The organism is Pseudomonas sp. URMO17WK12:I6 (assembly GCF_003253625.1).
GTDB lineage: Bacteria > Pseudomonadota > Gammaproteobacteria > Pseudomonadales > Pseudomonadaceae > Aquipseudomonas.
Window position 1 is genome coordinate 390,538 of the sequence record NZ_QKYZ01000003.1, and the last position, 16,393, is coordinate 406,930.

Genomic DNA, 16,393 nt, shown 5'->3' on the forward strand with positions numbered 1-16,393 from the left:
CCACATTTTTGTTCTGGGTTACAGCCAGTAACTTACCGCGTACCAGCCAAGAACTCCCATCACCACGGTGTATGGCAGCGCCATCCACACCATCCGCCCGTAAGACAGACGAATCAGCGGTGCAATCGCCGAGGTCAGCAGGAACAGGAACGCCGCCTGACCATTGGGCGTCGCCACGCTCGGCAGGTTGGTCCCGGTATTGATCGCAATCGCCAGGGTTTCAAAGTGCTCGCGGCTCATGTGGCCGGAGATGAATGCCTGTTTTACTTCGGTGATGTAAATGGTCGCCACGAACACGTTGTCGCTGATGGCCGACAGCAAGCCGTTGGCAATAAACAGCATGCCCGGCTGTTGGTCCGCCGGCAGCGTCAATACCCACTGGATCAGCGGCGCGAACAGCTGCTGATCGTGAATCACCGCCACCACGGCGAAAAATACCACCAGCAGCGAGGTGAACGGCATGGCGTCCTTGAAGGCGGTGCCGAGGCGGTGTTCGTCAGTGATACCGGTAAACGCGGTGATCAGCACGATCACCATCAAGCCGATCAGGCCGACTTCGGCGATGTGAAACGCCAGCCCGGCAATCAGAATCAGTGCCGCCGCCCCTTGAACCAGCAGCGCAGCGCGCTGACGCGAAGTACGCTCGGCGTTGTCTTCAGCGGCGTAGTTGGCCAGCACCGCACGCACGTTGTCCGGCAGCAGCGTGCCATAACCGAACCAGCGCAGTTTCTCCAGCAGTACGCAGGTCACCAGGCCCGCTGTCAGCACCGGCAACGACACCGGGGCGATCTTCAGAAAGAACTCGGCAAAGTGCCAGCCCATCTCATGGCCGATCAGCAGGTTTTGCGGCTCGCCAACCAGCGTGCAAACACCACCCAACGCTGTGCCGACCGCGCCGTGCATCAGCAGGCTGCGCAGGAAGGCGCGGAATTGTTCGAGGTCGGCATGGTGCAATGTCGGTAACTGCCGGTCATCGCCGAACTCACTGTCCTGACGCGGATCGTTGCCCGAGGCAACGCGGTGATACACCGAGTAAAACCCCACGGCCGCGCTGATGATGACCGCGGTCACGGTCAATGCATCGAGAAACGCCGAGAGAAACGCTGACAGGAAACAGAACATCAACGCCAGCAGCGCCTTGGAGCGAACTCCCAGTAGCAGGCGCGAGAACAGAAACAGCAGCAGGTCTTTCATGAAGTAGATGCCCGCCACCATGAACATCAGCAGCAGGATCACCGGGAAGTTGTGCACCAGTTCGTCATAGAGCGCCTGGGGCGTGGTCATTTTCAGCAGCAAAGCTTCGATCAGCAGCAACCCGCCGGGCATCAGCGGGTAACACTTGAGCGCCATGGCCAGGGTGAAGATGAACTCCAGCACCAACAACCAGCCGGCCGCCACCGGACCGATCGTCCACAACACCAGGGCGTTGAGAATCAGGAATCCGATAATGCTGGCTTTGTACCAGCGGGGTGAATGCCCAAGAAAATTGTGTGCGAAGGCCTGGGCCATTGAGCCGGACATCGGCTACTCCTTGTGTTAAGAAGCGCGCAACTTGCCGTAAGCGGAAGGGAAGATCAAGTGCAGGAAACTAGGGTTGATAGCGGGCGACGACGGCGCGGTAGTTGCCATCCAGTGAATAGCCGCCGACGACGATGCAACCATCGGCCTGCACGGCCAATGCAGTGGCGGTGTCGGGGCCTCGACTCAGGCGTGTGCGGACCCAGCCCATGCCATTGGCGAAGCTGCGATCCAGCGCCCCATTGGGTAAGTAGCGAGCGAGAATGAAATCGCCTTCGAGCCCGCCGCCCGTCGCTCCGACCGTCAGTACACAGTCGTCCGGTTGTATCTGGGCTGCGGTCCACTGGCAGCCGCTGTGGCTGATTTCCAACAGTTGTGGCTGGCCGCTATTGCAATGCATGTCAGGTCGGCCATTGCTGTGAACGTTCAGGGCGAGGCAGTGCATCGGGTCGCGACTGCTGCCAAAACAATGCAAATCACCATTTTCGTGCTGGACGATCTGGCAGACCTGGGCACTCTGACCCCAGGCCTTGAAGGTCATGAAGCCATCCACGGCGAAGCCGTCATCCAACTGGCCATCGGTGTGATAACGCGCCAGCAAACCTTCCTCGGGGAAATTGATCGATCCGCCCACCAGGATTCGGCCGTCATGTTGCACCATCAGACTGTTCAGCCAGGTGTTCATCAATAAGTGCCGGACCATGACAAAGCCACGACCGTTGAAGGTGCTGTCCAGCGAGCCGTCGGCATTGAGCCGAATCAGCATGCCGACGTGATCGGCCAATTCAAAGTGATGATTGGCCAGCAGCAGGATTCGACCATCGTCCTGCACGCAGATATCACAGGCCTCGGTACCCGGCACGCCGGGTGGTAACCAAGCGTCGCGAGCGCCTTCGGAAAGCTTCCCCGGCAGGCGCACCACGCAGCGGCCGTGCTCACCAAAACCCTGTATCGGACAGCCCCGTTGATCAAACATCGCCAGGGCGGGCAGCGTACGATGAGCATTTTCGTAGTGCAGGCCGGCCACCAGAATGTTCCCGTCGGCCAGCACCCGCACTGTGCCCGCCATGGCCTCGTAGCCGTGGGCGAATTGCCCGATGACGCTGCCTTGTTTGCCGAAGGCCAGATCCGCCGAACCATCCTCACGCAGGCGGGCCAGGCCAAAGCGGCTGCCACCTGGCGTGCCGACCTTGGCTGCCGCCAGTATTCGGCCGGTGTGGTCAATCGCCACGCCATTGATCCTGCTGGAAGTACTGCCGGCGAAATACACTTGAGTCTTGCCGCTGCCAGCGAAATGGCTATCGAGTTGCCCGGCGTCTTTCACCGCTGCCGGTATGGCAAAAGCAGTCTGGAGTGACATGCACGCATCTCCTTGCCAGCCGTCCTTGTCCGGGTGCCCGGAGGTTGACTGCATGAGAAGAACATTCAATCCCTGAATGCGATGATGCGCAACTGCCATTACGCTCGGGAGGAGCGGCGTTTTGTGCCAGAACAGTGTCTTCTCGAACCACTGACAAGCCTGCCAAGTAATCTGGCGGCTAGAAGTTGGAAAACGAAAATGGCGTTATGCAGCTGACCGTAGAAACCGTCAACTAAGGAGAAGAAGGGACGCGGATTACCGGGCGGTAATCCGCGAAAAAGATTAATGCGGCATGGACCACGATTGCAGTGTGTAACCTTCCTCGCTCAGCTCGGCGCGGGCTTGTTCCAGCAAGTGTGCAAGTTGCTGTGGATCGGAATAGGCACTGCTGGGGATTTGTTTGCTGCTGATGCGAGTGTTAGTGCGATCAATGATGGCCAGGCTGAGCTCACCATTACCGTCTTGTGGGGCCCAGGCCACGCATTGAAAGGGTTGGAATGCGCGGTCGGCAATCAAAAGAGCTTCGTTGATACGGAGCGGGGCGTTCATGGGGTCTTCTCTCTGTGTGCCCAATCAAGTGATGTGCCGTCGGTTGGGCTTACCGTTCGGCTGGTTACTTGTACTGATGTCCGCAACCGGGGGTTGGGTCACACACAATCAAAAGAAATTTCAACTTTCTTTGATTCGCCGGCGATTCAGGCAGTTGCTGAAAGCTGAATGAAAGGTTCAATTCGTTAGGCAACTCATTAAGTGATTTTTTATAACTAATAAGCCGACGTCCCTATAAGCAATCGATACAAGCCCGCGTCAATATTTTGCTAGTGTTACACCGAAGCCCGCCAAATGACTGTTTTTAATAATATTTCCTAAAATTTGGCGCCAAGGAACAGTCATGATCGAAGCGCCTGCTTTACGACGTCTTTTAGTAGTGGATCCTTGCGACGACTGCCACCGTTTGCTGCCGGGTTTACGCGCTGTGGGTTGGGATGTCGACAGCTGTACCCTGGAAAACGCCGCGGAACGAACCTGCGACGTCGGCCTGTTGCGCTTGCAGCCGTTTCATCTGGAACGTCCGGAAGCCGTCAAGGAACTGATCACCCGTAGCGGTACCGAGTGGATCGCCGTGCTCGATCAGGATGTCCTGCGAATGCAGAATGTCGGGGATTTCGTCTGCGAATGGTTTTTTGACTTCCATACCTTGCCGTTCGATGTTTCAAGGGTTCAGGTCACTCTGGGCCGAGCGTTCGGCATGGCGCGCCTGCGCGGGCAGGGCACGGTTCATATCGATCAGCCTGAACACGAACTGCTCGGCGACAGCAAACCGATTCGCGAGCTACGCAAACTACTGAGCAAGCTGGCGCCCACCGAGTCGCCGGTGCTGATCCGCGGCGAAAGCGGCACCGGTAAGGAATTGGTCGCCCGCACCCTGCATCAACAATCCCAGCGCCACAGCAAGCCATTCGTGGCGATCAACTGTGGCGCGATTCCCGAACATTTGATCCAGTCCGAATTGTTCGGTCACGAGAAGGGGGCCTTTACCGGCGCCCATCAGCGCAAGGTCGGGCGGATAGAAGCCGCCAACGGCGGCACCCTGTTTCTCGATGAAATAGGCGATCTGCCCCTGGAGCTGCAAGCCAATCTGTTGCGCTTCCTGCAGGAAAAACACATCGAGCGGGTTGGCGGCCATCAACCTATTCCGGTGGATGTGCGGGTATTGGCGGCGACGCACGTCGACCTTGAAGAGGCCATCGAGAACAAACGCTTTCGCGAAGATTTGTACTACCGTTTAAACGTCCTGCAAGTGGTCACCGTGCCGCTGCGTGAGCGCCATGGTGATCTATTGATGCTGGCCAACCACTTCTCCCATTTCTACAGCAGTGAAACCGGTCGTCGTCCGCGCAGTTTCAGCGAAGATGCATTGGTCGCCATGGGCAAGCACGACTGGCCGGGCAATGTCCGCGAGCTGGCCAATCGGGTACGTCGTGGGTTGGTACTTGCCGAAGGGCGGCAGATCGAGGCGCGAGACCTGGGGCTGCTCAGTCAACACGCCTTCGCCACGCCGATGGGCACCCTTGAAGACTACAAGACTCGCGCCGAGCGCCAGGCGCTGTGCGATGTATTGAACCGGCACAGCGACAACCTGAGTGTTGCCGCCCGAGTCCTGGGCGTGTCACGGCCGACTTTTTACCGATTGCTGCACAAGCACCAGATCCGCTAGGGCGGTGCAACAAAAAAGGCCCGCTACGACAACTATCGTAGTGGGCCTTTTCTATTACGGGGTGCGGTTTAGAAGTAGTACGGGAATTTCAGGCTGAAGGAAAAGTCCGGCGCATCGTCGGTCATACCGATGGACAAGTTGGGAACGATCGTCAGGTTGTCGGAGGCCGCGATGGTCATGCCGACGTTGAAGTAACCGGCGTTGGCGTCGCTGGACACCACCGACTCCCAATCCCCGCCATCCTGCTTGAGCTTGCTTTTGCGTTGCACCAGGTCAGACACCGAGAACGACATACTCATTTTTTCGTTCAGCGCGAACGCGATGCCCGCGCCAATCTGGAAGCTGTCGCCGATCCGCACCTTGCCCGGGACTTTCTGATTGACGGTGGCGCTGATGTCGTCGAAGGATTCTTCGAAGTTGTGGGTGTAGGACAGGCTACCGAACAGAACCGCCGGATCGTAGGTCTTGACCAGCGAGATACCGGGGCTGATCGACCAGACGCCGTTGCCGGTCGGCAGGGTGTCAGGCACGAACAGGTTGGTATTGGCGTCGCTCTGGCGCAGTTTGATGCCGAACGGGTCCTTGCCGGTCGGTGCCTTGACTCGGAAGGTGAACACCGCATCTGGGGTGTTGACTGATTCGTCCATGAATTTGTAGGCGATCCCGAAGTTGATATCGCCCAGCGTCGGATCCCGGGTGACGGTTTCTTCGCTGGTCACCCCCGCGGCACCGTTGTTGGCGCCGCCGGACTGATACGTCGATTCGCGGTACACCACCGGTACGTTCAGGTCGAATTGCCAGCGATTGTCGAAGTTGTAGCGCCCGGTGAGGTCCAGCGTCCAGGTGTCGGCCTTGATCCGGTCCAGGTTGATGTTGCCCAGAAAGATCGAGTCCAGTGCGAGGAAGCCATTGAGGATCAGCTGGCGGGTATCGTAACGCGAATAGGTCAGCCCGGTTTCGAGGCTGAACTTGCCGCCGCCGAAGAATCCGCTGGCCTCGTCATACAGGTTGGAAACACTCTGTGCCGGTTGAGAGTCATCGGCCAGCGATTGTCCATAGGAGCTGCCGCTGCCCGCGGCGCCGCCTGAAGCCGCGGCCGCTCCCGTCCTTGTGGCCACTTGCGGGTTGCCTTTCATGTCGGCTGGCGACTTGGCCAGGCGTTTAGGCGGTGCCGCCGCCGGTTGTTCCTCCACTTGGCGGACTCGTTGTTCGAGTACTGCCAAGGCCTTTTGTTGTACTTCGTATCGTTGCTTGAGCTCCATGAGTTGTTGCTTCAAAGCTTCCACGTCCGCATCGGACGCTGCTTGCAGCAGCGCCGACGGGAACAAAGTGCTCAGACAAACGATCGCGCGCAGTGGTACTGACCGATACATGATAAGCCGTCCCCCATGAAGCCCAATGATCGAACATCAGCGTAGTTCAATATCCCAGGCTGCGTAGTGCGTTGAGTTGACTCAGATTGCAGTTGACTGCTCCGGCATTTCGGCCATTGTTGTTAAGCACTACATTAAGTTGCGTCAGGTTATTGACCCTGTTGCTGTTGCCCAGAAGCCGGGTGTTCTGCACCAGCCCCCCCTGAGCCGCTTTTTGCATGGCCGTACCTTGATTGTTGCTGGCCTGGATGGCCATTTGCACGCCACCACCGGTGGCCGCCACTGCGACGTTACCGGCGGCATTGCTGTCGGTAATGGTTTGCCCGCTTGTCAGCACCTGCCCTTGGACGGGACTCGGCGCCGGCGCCTGGTTGGCCTCTTTGACGTTGATGGCGACATTGTTGTAGGCGGTATTGCCGTCACCAGCGGCGCGAACAGTTTGGGTGACTCCCTGGGTAGTGGTCAGTCCTGCGCCACCGATCACATTTCCGGTGCCCGATGGCGGCGTACTGCCGTTACCGGTTTCTTTAATGGTCGACACGTAAAGTTGCGGCTTTACGGTAGAGGCCTGGATCTGCATGGCCGTCGCCACCCCGATCAGGTCTCCGCTGGCATTGCGCCAGGTGCTGCTCATGATGATGCCAAAGCTGATGATCCGCCCTGGCATGACATAACGACCGCGTAGCTCGGCGAGCTCATGGTCCTTGAGTTCGATGGGTTTGAATCCTGCATTGGCATAACCCGATGCGCTTGCTGCCAGGCAAGCGGCGGCCAGCCAGTATGAGGTTTTCATCTGCTGCTCCCAGGGCATCCAGCCCTCTCTATCATCAGTGGGCGATTAGAAGAAGTCGCTCTGAATGAAGCCAAAGTCCATCAATTCGGCATCTTTGACCGGGTTGAAAGTGTCCAGTTTGTTCTTGGCCGTCAGCGGTTCCGGAGGGCTACGCAATGCATTGGTTTTGTCGTACCCGGGACCCACGATAGCGAAGACGATGCCGTTCCAGCCTTTGACAAAGTCATCATGGGAATAGCGTTTGTGCCCAAGCACCGGGTCGCCGATATAGACCCAGTTCTTGTCCGCCCGCTGCATCACCACGAAATGCTTGTAGCCGCGAATTTCCATCAGCACCACCACCGGAATGGTCACCGCTTCGAGTTTCTCGGGCGGTATCCGGTAGCCACGCGCGCGCATGCCGATTGCTTCGATGTAGCGCTTCATGTCCAGCATGGAGAAACCTTGAGTACGGACAAGGTTCTGATCAGCATTGATCAGCATGCCTTTGATGATGTGTTCCTCATCGACATCGAGCCAGTAAGCCTGGCGTAGCACCGTAGCCAGTGCGGCAGCGCCGCAGCTGAAGTCGGTTTTTTGTTCGACGATGTCGCTGAACTTGCGCTCACGCACGCTTTGCACCTGCTTGTAAACCAGCATGCCGCCCGGTAAGGCGGCGACTGGCATCTGTGCCGCCTGAGTCAGACCACACAGGCACAGCAGGGCGAAAAAGGCTGTCGTACGCATGATCGATACGCCCTCGAGGAGCCATGGAAAGAAAGCCCCGTTGCCGGGGCTTTCATTTCGATCGCGATTACATGCAGGCTCTGCAGCCGGCAGCAATGGACAGAGAGTTGCTTTGTTGGTTGCCCACACCCGCCGACACGTTGGCACCGCCGTTGCCGGAGAAGCTGTTCATCGAGTTGGTCATGGAGGCGTTGTTCACAACCGGGTTTTTCCAGCCGTCTGGAGTCAGCACTTGATGGGTGGTGACGCCAGCCAGATCGAAGGTGCCCACGGCGCTGAATTTGAACTTGTCATCGCCTCTGTGACCCCAGCCACTGTCATCGATCGTCCCGGTGCCTTTGGCCTTGAAGGTGCCCGAGGACGTGGTGGTATCGGTGAGGGTGGTGGTGACGTGGGTCCGGTCAGCCTTGTTGTCGACATCCAGGCCGGTGGTGGATTGGTAAGCGTCAGCCGAGGCTGTTGCTACCCGGCCGCCAGACACGGCAATCGCCAGGTTGTTTTTCTGTTGGTTGAAGTTGCCGGCAGTCACGTTGATGCCAATGTTGCCGGAGCCGTTGTTGCCCGCATTGTTGAGCGTGGCGTTATTTTGAGTAGAGAGGTTTTTGACGTAGTTATTGGTGTTGTATTGATACGCGGTGGAGGTTGCCTCGGCAGAACCGAAGATGAAGCTTTCATCAGCGGTAGCCAGCGCGGCGGCGTTGTCTTGTTGGTTGCCATCGCCCCCCGCGACGTTGGCACCCATGTTGCCGTTGGAACCGTTGAGCGAGTTGTCAGCCCCGGCGGTGTTGTTGGTGCCTTGGTTGAGTACCGAGTTGCCGCTGCTGTCCTGTGTATCCCCTACATAGGCGCTGGCGGCTGAGTCGATTGACAGTTGCTGTTCCCAGGTGGGGCCTTTGGGGCCGTGATGATGGTGGCCGTGACCATGGTCGTTATCGTTGGCTTGTGCAGCCATCGCCATGACGGCTGCCAGGGCGAACACGAGAGGCTTGAGAGCCATTGTGGGTTTCATGGTGATTCTCCGTGCTTATTAGTTGGTTAAGTGTTGGTTACTTTCTAATCGCACTGCGTTCGGGTCAGTCAGCGACCCGTATGCTCAGGGTGTTAGCCATTCGGTTCCCCACCCCGGCACTCTGGTTCACCTGAATCACTCCTCGGCTGCCGGTGAAGGCCTGGTCGCTTGTCACGACCTGGCGACTGCCTTTTGAAGCGTCAGTTGCCCCTGAGCTTGGTAACAACGCCACGTTCTGTTGAGAAAGGGCGCTATCGTCGACGCTTTGCGGCGCAGCACTGATGCTGATGCGCATTGCGTTGGCCATCTGGTTGTTGGCCCCGGCGCCCTGGTTGACACCCAGTGCACCGTTGCCTTGACTGAAAGAGTTGCCGCCGATGGTGGCCGTCGCGTTCATCGACGGGTTGGCGGGCGTGTCGAGTTTCTGGATGACGCGGGTGGTCGCCGAGGCATCAGTGGTGCCGATGGCGATGGCGCGGGTATTGGCCTGTTGCTGTTGATCGCCGGAGGCCTGGTTGACGTTGAAGTTGCCGTTGTACCGGGCGCCGGAATCCAGGATGTTGGCGGTGTTGACCACCGGAACGCTGGAGTCGGCCATGGCGCCTGGGCTCACACTGGCACCGATGACCAGGGCGAGAAGGATCAGGGAGCGGCTCATGTCATTGACCTCCCGCCAATCTGCCCAACGGCGCGAGGCCGGAACTCATGGCATGGTTGATCGTTCCCGAAATCGCGCCACCGCTACCGCCGCCGTGACCGGCACTCATGCCGGGCATGCCATTGGGATTGGTCACGACATTGAGGCTGCCGGGTATGTTGCCGTTCTGGTTGATGTTGTTGCTGATGGACGAACCGCTGGCCACGCTGGCGAACTCACCATCGCTCAGTTCGGTGCTGTTGAGTGTCGAGGTGACACGATCCGAAGGGTTGGCGTTGACAGTGGTCGGGTAGGGGTCTTTCTGGAACGGTGGCCTGCCAACGGTGTGGGGCTGTACATCACGAGTGAGTACGATCACGCCATTGCCTTCAGCCTGAACATCAAGACTGAGTACCGAGACGGCGGCACATCCGAGCAGCATCAAGCGCGTAAAGCCTTTACGAAAAGTCCCCACGACTGCGATTCCTTCTGTTGTGCGCTGGCCCTAATCAGCGTTGTGAAGGAGAGAGCGAAAGTCGTGCCGCTTTTTGATTGTTGTTTTGATTCAAGGGGTTATCGATCAGGCTAAATGGATCCTTGATTGAGCTGTTTCAGGCCTGAGACAAAAGCGGGGGTTATAACGGGGAAAAGGAGGCGCAACGCTCTGGATCCATAGCTTGCGTGGTGATGTATCAGCGCTTTAACACAGATCAAGACGCAATGATGAATAGCGCTGAAACGGGCTGTTCGAGTGCAAAGGTATGTTTCACAAACGGACGCATTTGAAAAATTATCGCAACAAATGCTGGGGGGCTGGGGGGGCTGGGGGGGCTGTAGCAGCTGCTACAGCCGAATTCAGCAATCTAGCAGCAGAGTGACGGCCTGCAACGCTTGGGCTCGGCGTTCTGCCCAGTCACCCTGGATCACTTGAACAGATTGCCGATGCTGCTCCAGCCACGCTTGAGTCGCGTTGAAAAAAGCCCGGCGTTGATCCAGCTGCGGCTGACAGCGCTGGCCATCGTCGGTCCAGTCGACGAGTTCAGGCGACAACAGCAAGTGCAAGTCGTAATGCCGGGCCAGCAGCGCTTGTTCGAGCCAGGCCGGGCAATCGCTGAACAGGGTCTGGCTCCAAAGCATGTTGCTCAGCAAGTGCGTGTCGAGAATCAGCAACGGTGGCGCAAGGGCGCGGGCATCATCTTCCCATTGCAACTGGCCGCGGGCGATCTCGGGGATATCCGCGAGGCAGGTGTCCCGTGCCTCCTGTTCAATGAACCAACGCACGTATTCACCCACCAGAACGCCGCCGAATTGCTGTTGCAGCTCGGTGGCGAGCCAGCTCTTGCCGCTCGATTCGGGGCCCGTGAGCACCAGCACTTTCATGTGCGCAACGCCGGGTCGGCGCGCCACGTCCGCCAGCCTTGCACCGCCAGCAGGGCGAAAACCCCATAGAGGGCGGCGGTCAGGTACAGCTCTTTGTAGATGAACAGGCCGACGAAGATGACGTCCAGCGCGATCCACAGCGGCCAGCATTGCAGGCGTTTTTGCGCCATCCATAACTGTGCTACCAGGCTGAAACCGGTCAAGGCGGCGTCGAGCCAGGGTTGGGCGGCGTCGGTCCAGTGAGCCATCGCAGCCCCCAGCAGCAGGCTGCCGACCGCGCCCACGGCCAGCCCAAGCACGACGGATTGGCCATCGAGCACGCTGACATGCCGCCCGTCATGCGTCACGCCCGCGCGAGTCCACTGCCTCCAGCCGTAAAGCTGCAACGCGGCGTAGATCACTTGCAGCAACATGTCCGAATACAGCTTCACCTCGAAAAAGATCCAGCTATACAGCAGCACCATGACCAGACCGACCGGCCAGCACCAGGGGTTCTGTTTGACCGTCAGCCAGACGGCAATCACACCGAGGGCGGCGGCAAACAGTTCAAGCCCGGACATGGAGGATCCTTGGGGAAGACGAAAGGGGGGAGGATTGTAGCGGCAGGCGCGGCCAAGTAGAACCGGCTTGCGCAGTCCGGTGTAGCAGCTGCCGAGCCTGCGAGGCTGCGTTCGGTGTGGGCCGCATTCGGACGAAGCCGTCGTAAATTCTGCGCACACGGTCTATCTGGAACCGGCGTCGCCTGATTTCACGACTGCTGCGCAGCCGAACGCAGGCTGCGCCAGCTGCTACAAGTGATCAGACGCGAAACTGCTTGAGCAACCCGTTCAACTGTTCGCTCAATTCCTTGAGATGAACACTGGCCACGCTCGACTGCTCGGCCGCCAATGCCGTGCTGTGGGACAACCCGGCGGCCTGGGTGACGTTCTGATTGATGTCTTCCACCACATGCGCCTGCTGCAAGGTTGCACTGGCAATCGAGGCATTCAAGCCGTTGAGGTTGCGCAAGGCCTGGCCGATGGCATTCAGGCTGGCACCGGCCAGGCCGGCCTGCTCGATGGTCAGTTGCGAGGCGCGGCTGCTGTCGCCAATGACCTTGACCGCCGCTTCGGAATGGCTTTGCAGGCGTTCGATCATCGACTGGATTTCTGCCGTCGACTTCTGGGTACGCTGGGCGAGCAGGCGCACTTCATCGGCGACCACCGCGAACCCTCGACCTTGCTCACCGGCCCGGGCGGCTTCGATGGCAGCGTTGAGGGCCAGCAGGTTGGTTTGCTCGGCGATAGAGCGAATCACTTCCAGGACACTGCCGATTTGCGTGCTTTCGTCGGCCAGCGTACGAATCACTTCCACCGCTTGATCGATGGTCGAAGACAGCTTGTCGATCTGCTGCAGGCTGCCATCGATATTGATCTGCCCCTGCTGCGCCTGAGATTCGGCATCGCGCATTTCACTGGCCGCGTGCTCGGCGTTTTTCGCCACATCCTGCACGCCGTAGGTCACTTCGTTGATCGCGGTCGCCACCAGTTCCATTTGCTGGGACTGCTGCTGGCTGCGTTGCTGGGCTTGTGCGGCGTCGTTGCCCAGTTCGCTGGAAGACTGGCCCAGCGCGCCGGCGGACACTTGCAACTGATTGATCACCAGGCGCAGCTTGGCGGTAAAGGCGTTGAAGTGTCGGGCCAGTTGCGTGACTTCGTCCTGGCCGTGGGTATCAAGGCTGCGGGTCAGGTCGCTTTCACCGCTGGCGATATTGGCCATGGCATTCACGGTTTCCTGCAGCGGGCGCACGATGCTGCGGGCAATCATGATCACCAGCAGCGCCATGATCAGGGCAATCACCAGGCCGACGAAAGACGCCTTCCAGACCTGCGCATTAAACTCGGCCTGCATGTCGTCGATGTACACGCCTGAGCCGATCACCCAACCCCAGGGCTCGAACAGTTTGACGTAGGAGGTTTTTTCCACCGGCGCACTGGCGCCCGGTTTCGGCCAGCGATAGTTGACCATGCCGGCGCCCTTGGACTTGGCGATGGCAGCCATTTCGTTGAACAGTGCAAAACCGTCCGGGTCGCGGATCGTCGAGAGGTTCTGGCCTTCGAGTTTTGGATTGGTCGGGTGCATGACCATGACCGGCGTCAGGTCGTTGATCCAGAAATAGTCATTCTGGTCGTAGCGCAAACCCCGCACGGCGGTCAGTGCCTGTTGTTGCGCGGCGCCGCGGGTGAGGGTGCCGGCGGTTTCCAGGCCGTGGTAGTAGGTCAGGATGCCACTGGCGGTCTGCACCACATGCTGGGTCTTCTGGGCCTTGGCCTGATAGAGGTCGTCGTGGATCTGCTTGAGCATCAACGCGCCCAACGTCAACAGCATCACCACGGCCACGATCAAGATAAGCCACAAGCGTCGGCTGATCGACACACTGCGCAAGCTGTTCATAACGCTGTTACTCCGTTTTCTTGTTCTTGTCATAAACGATCGCCAGCATCCAACCACACGTTGCCGATCGGGCCTATCCTACTCAGGTCCTATTACGCGGCAGCGTAAATGAGGCTTGTCTGATAGGATTTCGGCCCCGCGCGGAAAAACCTGAGTCCAAGTCGATTTTTCACGGAATTTTTACGGTTTTGTGTGGATCTTGTGCGCGCGGGGTTTCAGCGCACGCTGATCGCGAATAACGCTCTACAAATTATTAACGGGGCATGCCTGGGGGCATGGCTTCTTGGGGGAATGATGGATCTTTGGACAGCCTTTCAGGCATTGATTTTAGGCGTTGTAGAAGGGCTGACCGAGTTCTTGCCCATTTCCAGTACCGGGCACCAGATCATTGTGGCGGACCTGCTCAATTTCGGCGGCGAACGAGCGATGGCCTTCAACATCATCATTCAGCTCGGCGCGATCCTGGCGGTGGTCTGGGAGTTCCGTCGCAAGATCCTCGACGTGATCATCGGTTTACCGACGCAGCCCAGCGCTCGACGCTTTACCGCGAACCTGTTGATCGCCTTCATGCCGGCCGTGGTATTGGGGGTGATTTTCGCCGACCTGATCCACAAGTACCTGTTCAACCCGATCACTGTGGCCAGCGCATTGGTCGTGGGCGGGATTATCATGTTGTGGGCTGAACGCCGGCAGCATGTCGTGCATGCCGAAAGCGTCGATGACATCACCTGGAAAGAGGCCCTGAAAGTCGGTTTCGCCCAGTGCCTGGCGATGATCCCGGGGACCTCGCGTTCCGGTTCGACGATCATCGGCGGTTTGCTGTTCGGGTTGTCGCGCAAGACGGCCACCGAGTTTTCGTTCTTCCTTGCCATGCCAACCATGGTCGGCGCAGCGGTTTACTCGGGCTATAAATACCGCCATCTGTTTGTGCCGGCTGATTTCCCGGTGTTCGCCATCGGCTTCGTCACCGCGTTTATCTTTGCGATGATCGCCGTCCGGGGCCTGCTCAAGTTCATCGCCAGCCACAGCTACGCGGCATTCGCCTGGTATCGCATTGTGTTTGGCCTGGTGATTCTGGCGACCTGGCAGTTCGGTTGGGTCGACTGGACCGCGGCCAAGCCATGAGCGACGCCACCGCACGCAACAACCCCGGGCGCAAGTCCGGGGGAGCGATTCAAAACCTGCGGTTGAAATTGCTGGTGTTCGTTTTGCTGTGCGCAGTGCCGTTGTTTGGCTCGGTGTCGCTGTGGCTGCGCGGGGTGTCGGTGATTCCCCTGGCCGCCTATGGCATCGTTAGCGTGCTGGCGTTTTTCCTGTACTGGGGCGACAAGCACAAGGCCCGCGCCGACAGCTGGCGCACGCCGGAGAACGTCTTGCACGCGGTGGAACTGGCGGGCGGTTGGCCGGGTGCCTTGCTGGCCCAGCAAGTGTTTCGGCACAAGACCCGCAAGGTTTCGTTTCAACTGGTGTTCTGGCTCATCGTGCTGATGCATCAGGTGTTCTGGATCGACCAGTTGTTTCTGGGTGCTCAGCTGTTCGCGCTGTTCTAAAGCTGTTTAAAGCAGCAAGCCGATCTGGGTGCGCTTGGGCAACTTGCTCACCACCAGTTGGTGGGAACGTTGCAGCAAGCCTTGCAGCTCTTCGGTGCCCAGCGGGTAGGGCGTGTCCATGATGATCCACTGCGCCCGGGCCAGATACGGCGCCGGGTGAATGCCCGGTCGGTCGCAATGACCCAGGAACAGGTCCTTGTCGACCTTGAAGGCCAGGGACTGACCCCGCAGGTTCTGCAAGGCGAACATCTTGCTCCCGGCAATCGAAAACACCCTTACGCCCCCCCACTTGTAATCCTCCCGCGCGCCGGGCAGCGCCAGGCAGAATTGCGCGATATCCTCTTCGCTCATTGGTCTTGCCTTCATAACAGTCGGTCCCCACAGGCATTGAATGATTCGATCAAATGGTCGATCCAGGCGCGTACTGCCGGCATTACCCCGCGCCGATGAGGGTAGACCGCTTGCAGCCAACCGCCCGGCAATGACCAGTCAGGTAGCAGCTGCACCAGCGAGCCGTTTTCCAGTTCCTGCTCGCAATACATCATCGGCAACACGGTGAAACCCAGCCCGGACAGGGTACACGCCTTGCGCACGAGAAAATCGTCGATGCCCAATCGGGCTTCGAATGTCATTTCACAGGCCTTGCCCTGCTGGTCGAGCATCCGCAGATGCACCAGCCGATCGGCTTCCAGTGCGCCCAATATCGGTACGTTTTTCAAGTCGTCCGGGGTCTTGATCCGCCGCTCGCGAAGAAACGCCGGGCTGGCGACCATGACAGTCTGCGCCTGACGTAAGCGGCGGGTGACCAGCAGTGGGTCTTCATCTCCCAGTTCCCGCACTCTCAAGGCGACATCGACGCCTTCGGTCACCAGATCAACCCGGCGATTGAGCAGCAGCATCTCCAGCTGAACCTGCGGGAATTTCTCCAGGAACTTGCTGATCACCGACGGGAACATGTCGTGGGCCAACCCCACCGGGCAGGAAACCCGCAGCCGCCCCCGGGGTTCGCTGGACATGCTGGCCACCGCTTCGTCGGCCATCTCGGCCTCCAGCAGCATCGCCTGACAGTGCCGCAAGTAGCGCTCGCCCACGGCGGTCAGGTTGAGTTGGCGGGTGGTGCGTTGCAGCAGGCGCGCGCCCAGGCGTTCTTCCAGTTCGGCGATGCGTCGTGACAACCGAGACTTGGGAATCCCGAGCAAACGCCCGGCCGCCGCGAAGCCGCCGGCCTCGACCACCTTGGCGAAGTAGTAGAGGTCGTTGAGATCTTGCATGATTTAAATCCAGCTGTTCTATCAGTGGGACGAACTATCGCATTATTGCCAGCTAATCAGCTATTGGTTTCGTTGGTAGGATTGTTTCCATCAGATCGCCGGGTGGCGATCCTCACCTTGGAGAT

17 protein-coding genes and 1 pseudogene are annotated in these 16,393 nt (G+C 58.9%); 3 read left to right on the forward strand and 15 right to left on the reverse strand.

Annotation, left to right across the window (positions count from 1 at the left end):
* Window positions 1-18 precede the first annotated feature (18 nt).
* From nhaB to F475_RS07735, 3 genes are all read right to left on the reverse strand, one after another.
* A complete protein-coding gene (gene nhaB, locus F475_RS07725; protein ID WP_018926084.1) occupies window positions 19-1,521 on the reverse strand; it encodes a sodium/proton antiporter NhaB in 1,503 nt (500 codons plus the stop codon).
* A gap of 67 nt (window positions 1,522-1,588) precedes the next feature.
* Window positions 1,589-2,878 carry a hypothetical protein gene (locus tag F475_RS07730; RefSeq protein WP_111453595.1) on the reverse strand — a complete coding sequence of 430 codons (1,290 nt, stop codon included), beginning with the start codon at window positions 2,876-2,878 and terminating at the stop codon, window positions 1,589-1,591.
* A 282-nt stretch (window positions 2,879-3,160) separates the two neighbouring features.
* On the reverse strand, window positions 3,161-3,427 hold the full coding sequence (locus F475_RS07735) for a hypothetical protein (protein ID WP_018926082.1): 267 nt from the start codon (window positions 3,425-3,427) through the stop codon (window positions 3,161-3,163).
* Between the two features lie 343 nt (window positions 3,428-3,770).
* Between F475_RS07735 and F475_RS07740 the strand changes: the two genes are divergently transcribed.
* The gene (locus tag F475_RS07740; protein ID WP_007937802.1) at window positions 3,771-5,096 is read left to right on the forward strand and encodes a sigma-54 dependent transcriptional regulator; all 1,326 of its coding nucleotides are present in this window, start codon (window positions 3,771-3,773) and stop codon (window positions 5,094-5,096) included.
* Window positions 5,097-5,164: 68 nt separating this feature from the next.
* On the opposite strand, the gene F475_RS07745 is transcribed toward F475_RS07740, so the two are convergent.
* The 10 genes and pseudogenes from F475_RS07745 to F475_RS30995 all read right to left on the reverse strand — a co-directional run.
* Window positions 5,165-6,469 carry a transporter gene (locus F475_RS07745; protein WP_111453596.1) on the reverse strand — a complete coding sequence of 435 codons (1,305 nt, stop codon included), beginning with the start codon at window positions 6,467-6,469 and terminating at the stop codon, window positions 5,165-5,167.
* Window positions 6,470-6,515: 46 nt separating this feature from the next.
* The gene (locus F475_RS07750) at window positions 6,516-7,262 is read right to left on the reverse strand and encodes a hypothetical protein (RefSeq protein WP_111453646.1); all 747 of its coding nucleotides are present in this window, start codon (window positions 7,260-7,262) and stop codon (window positions 6,516-6,518) included.
* Window positions 7,263-7,307: 45 nt separating this feature from the next.
* Complete coding sequence (locus F475_RS07755; protein WP_018926079.1) at window positions 7,308-7,988, reverse strand: C39 family peptidase; 681 nt, start codon at window positions 7,986-7,988, stop codon at window positions 7,308-7,310.
* A gap of 67 nt (window positions 7,989-8,055) precedes the next feature.
* On the reverse strand, window positions 8,056-8,997 hold the full coding sequence (locus tag F475_RS07760; protein WP_111453597.1) for a heme utilization protein: 942 nt from the start codon (window positions 8,995-8,997) through the stop codon (window positions 8,056-8,058).
* A gap of 64 nt (window positions 8,998-9,061) precedes the next feature.
* The gene (locus tag F475_RS07765) at window positions 9,062-9,655 is read right to left on the reverse strand and encodes a hypothetical protein (protein ID WP_018926077.1); all 594 of its coding nucleotides are present in this window, start codon (window positions 9,653-9,655) and stop codon (window positions 9,062-9,064) included.
* A gap of 1 nt (window position 9,656) precedes the next feature.
* Entirely contained in the window at window positions 9,657-10,109 is a 453-nt protein-coding gene (locus F475_RS07770) for a hypothetical protein (RefSeq protein WP_111453598.1), read from the reverse strand.
* Window positions 10,110-10,489: 380 nt separating this feature from the next.
* On the reverse strand, window positions 10,490-11,014 hold the full coding sequence (locus F475_RS07775; RefSeq protein WP_064618099.1) for an AAA family ATPase: 525 nt from the start codon (window positions 11,012-11,014) through the stop codon (window positions 10,490-10,492).
* Window positions 11,011-11,574 carry a nicotinamide riboside transporter PnuC gene (gene pnuC / locus F475_RS07780; protein WP_111453599.1) on the reverse strand — a complete coding sequence of 188 codons (564 nt, stop codon included), beginning with the start codon at window positions 11,572-11,574 and terminating at the stop codon, window positions 11,011-11,013. The genes F475_RS07775 and pnuC overlap by 4 nt, the downstream gene beginning before the upstream one ends.
* Window positions 11,575-11,812: 238 nt before the next feature.
* The gene (locus F475_RS30990; protein ID WP_370695259.1) at window positions 11,813-12,547 is read right to left on the reverse strand and encodes a methyl-accepting chemotaxis protein; all 735 of its coding nucleotides are present in this window, start codon (window positions 12,545-12,547) and stop codon (window positions 11,813-11,815) included.
* Window positions 12,548-12,670: 123 nt separating this feature from the next.
* Window positions 12,671-13,480, reverse strand: a pseudogene (locus F475_RS30995) (cache domain-containing protein); the annotation flags it as partial.
* Between the two features lie 261 nt (window positions 13,481-13,741).
* Here F475_RS30995 and F475_RS07790 point away from each other — a divergent pair.
* On the forward strand, window positions 13,742-14,572 hold the full coding sequence (locus tag F475_RS07790) for an undecaprenyl-diphosphate phosphatase (RefSeq protein ID WP_026286415.1): 831 nt from the start codon (window positions 13,742-13,744) through the stop codon (window positions 14,570-14,572).
* Window positions 14,569-14,997, forward strand: coding sequence for a DUF1294 domain-containing protein (locus F475_RS07795; protein ID WP_018926071.1), 429 nt, complete (start codon window positions 14,569-14,571; stop codon window positions 14,995-14,997). Before F475_RS07790 ends, F475_RS07795 begins: the two co-directional genes overlap by 4 nt.
* Window positions 14,998-15,003: 6 nt before the next feature.
* Here the strand turns inward: F475_RS07795 and F475_RS07800 are convergent, their stop codons facing one another.
* On the reverse strand, window positions 15,004-15,363 hold the full coding sequence (locus F475_RS07800) for an MmcQ/YjbR family DNA-binding protein (protein ID WP_111453601.1): 360 nt from the start codon (window positions 15,361-15,363) through the stop codon (window positions 15,004-15,006).
* Complete coding sequence (locus F475_RS07805) at window positions 15,360-16,268, reverse strand: LysR substrate-binding domain-containing protein (RefSeq protein ID WP_086946411.1); 909 nt, start codon at window positions 16,266-16,268, stop codon at window positions 15,360-15,362. Before F475_RS07805 ends, F475_RS07800 begins: the two co-directional genes overlap by 4 nt.
* Window positions 16,269-16,393: the final 125 nt, after the last annotated feature.

Coding starts and splice junctions, on each gene's coding strand:
- nhaB (WP_018926084.1), bottom strand. CDS start 1,521: ATGTCCGGCTCAATGGCCCAGGCCTTCGCACACAATTTTCTTGGGCAT.
- F475_RS07730 (WP_111453595.1), bottom strand. CDS start 2,878: ATGTCACTCCAGACTGCTTTTGCCATACCGGCAGCGGTGAAAGACGCC.
- F475_RS07735 (WP_018926082.1), bottom strand. CDS start 3,427: ATGAACGCCCCGCTCCGTATCAACGAAGCTCTTTTGATTGCCGACCGC.
- F475_RS07740 (WP_007937802.1), top strand. CDS start 3,771: ATGATCGAAGCGCCTGCTTTACGACGTCTTTTAGTAGTGGATCCTTGC.
- F475_RS07745 (WP_111453596.1), bottom strand. CDS start 6,469: ATGTATCGGTCAGTACCACTGCGCGCGATCGTTTGTCTGAGCACTTTG.
- F475_RS07750 (WP_111453646.1), bottom strand. CDS start 7,262: ATGAAAACCTCATACTGGCTGGCCGCCGCTTGCCTGGCAGCAAGCGCA.
- F475_RS07755 (WP_018926079.1), bottom strand. CDS start 7,988: ATGCGTACGACAGCCTTTTTCGCCCTGCTGTGCCTGTGTGGTCTGACT.
- F475_RS07760 (WP_111453597.1), bottom strand. CDS start 8,997: ATGAAACCCACAATGGCTCTCAAGCCTCTCGTGTTCGCCCTGGCAGCC.
- F475_RS07765 (WP_018926077.1), bottom strand. CDS start 9,655: ATGAGCCGCTCCCTGATCCTTCTCGCCCTGGTCATCGGTGCCAGTGTG.
- F475_RS07775 (WP_064618099.1), bottom strand. CDS start 11,014: ATGAAAGTGCTGGTGCTCACGGGCCCCGAATCGAGCGGCAAGAGCTGG.
- pnuC (WP_111453599.1), bottom strand. CDS start 11,574: ATGTCCGGGCTTGAACTGTTTGCCGCCGCCCTCGGTGTGATTGCCGTC.
- F475_RS30990 (WP_370695259.1), bottom strand. CDS start 12,547: ATGGAACTGGTGGCGACCGCGATCAACGAAGTGACCTACGGCGTGCAG.
- F475_RS07790 (WP_026286415.1), top strand. CDS start 13,742: ATGGATCTTTGGACAGCCTTTCAGGCATTGATTTTAGGCGTTGTAGAA.
- F475_RS07795 (WP_018926071.1), top strand. CDS start 14,569: ATGAGCGACGCCACCGCACGCAACAACCCCGGGCGCAAGTCCGGGGGA.
- F475_RS07800 (WP_111453601.1), bottom strand. CDS start 15,363: ATGAAGGCAAGACCAATGAGCGAAGAGGATATCGCGCAATTCTGCCTG.
- F475_RS07805 (WP_086946411.1), bottom strand. CDS start 16,268: ATGCAAGATCTCAACGACCTCTACTACTTCGCCAAGGTGGTCGAGGCC.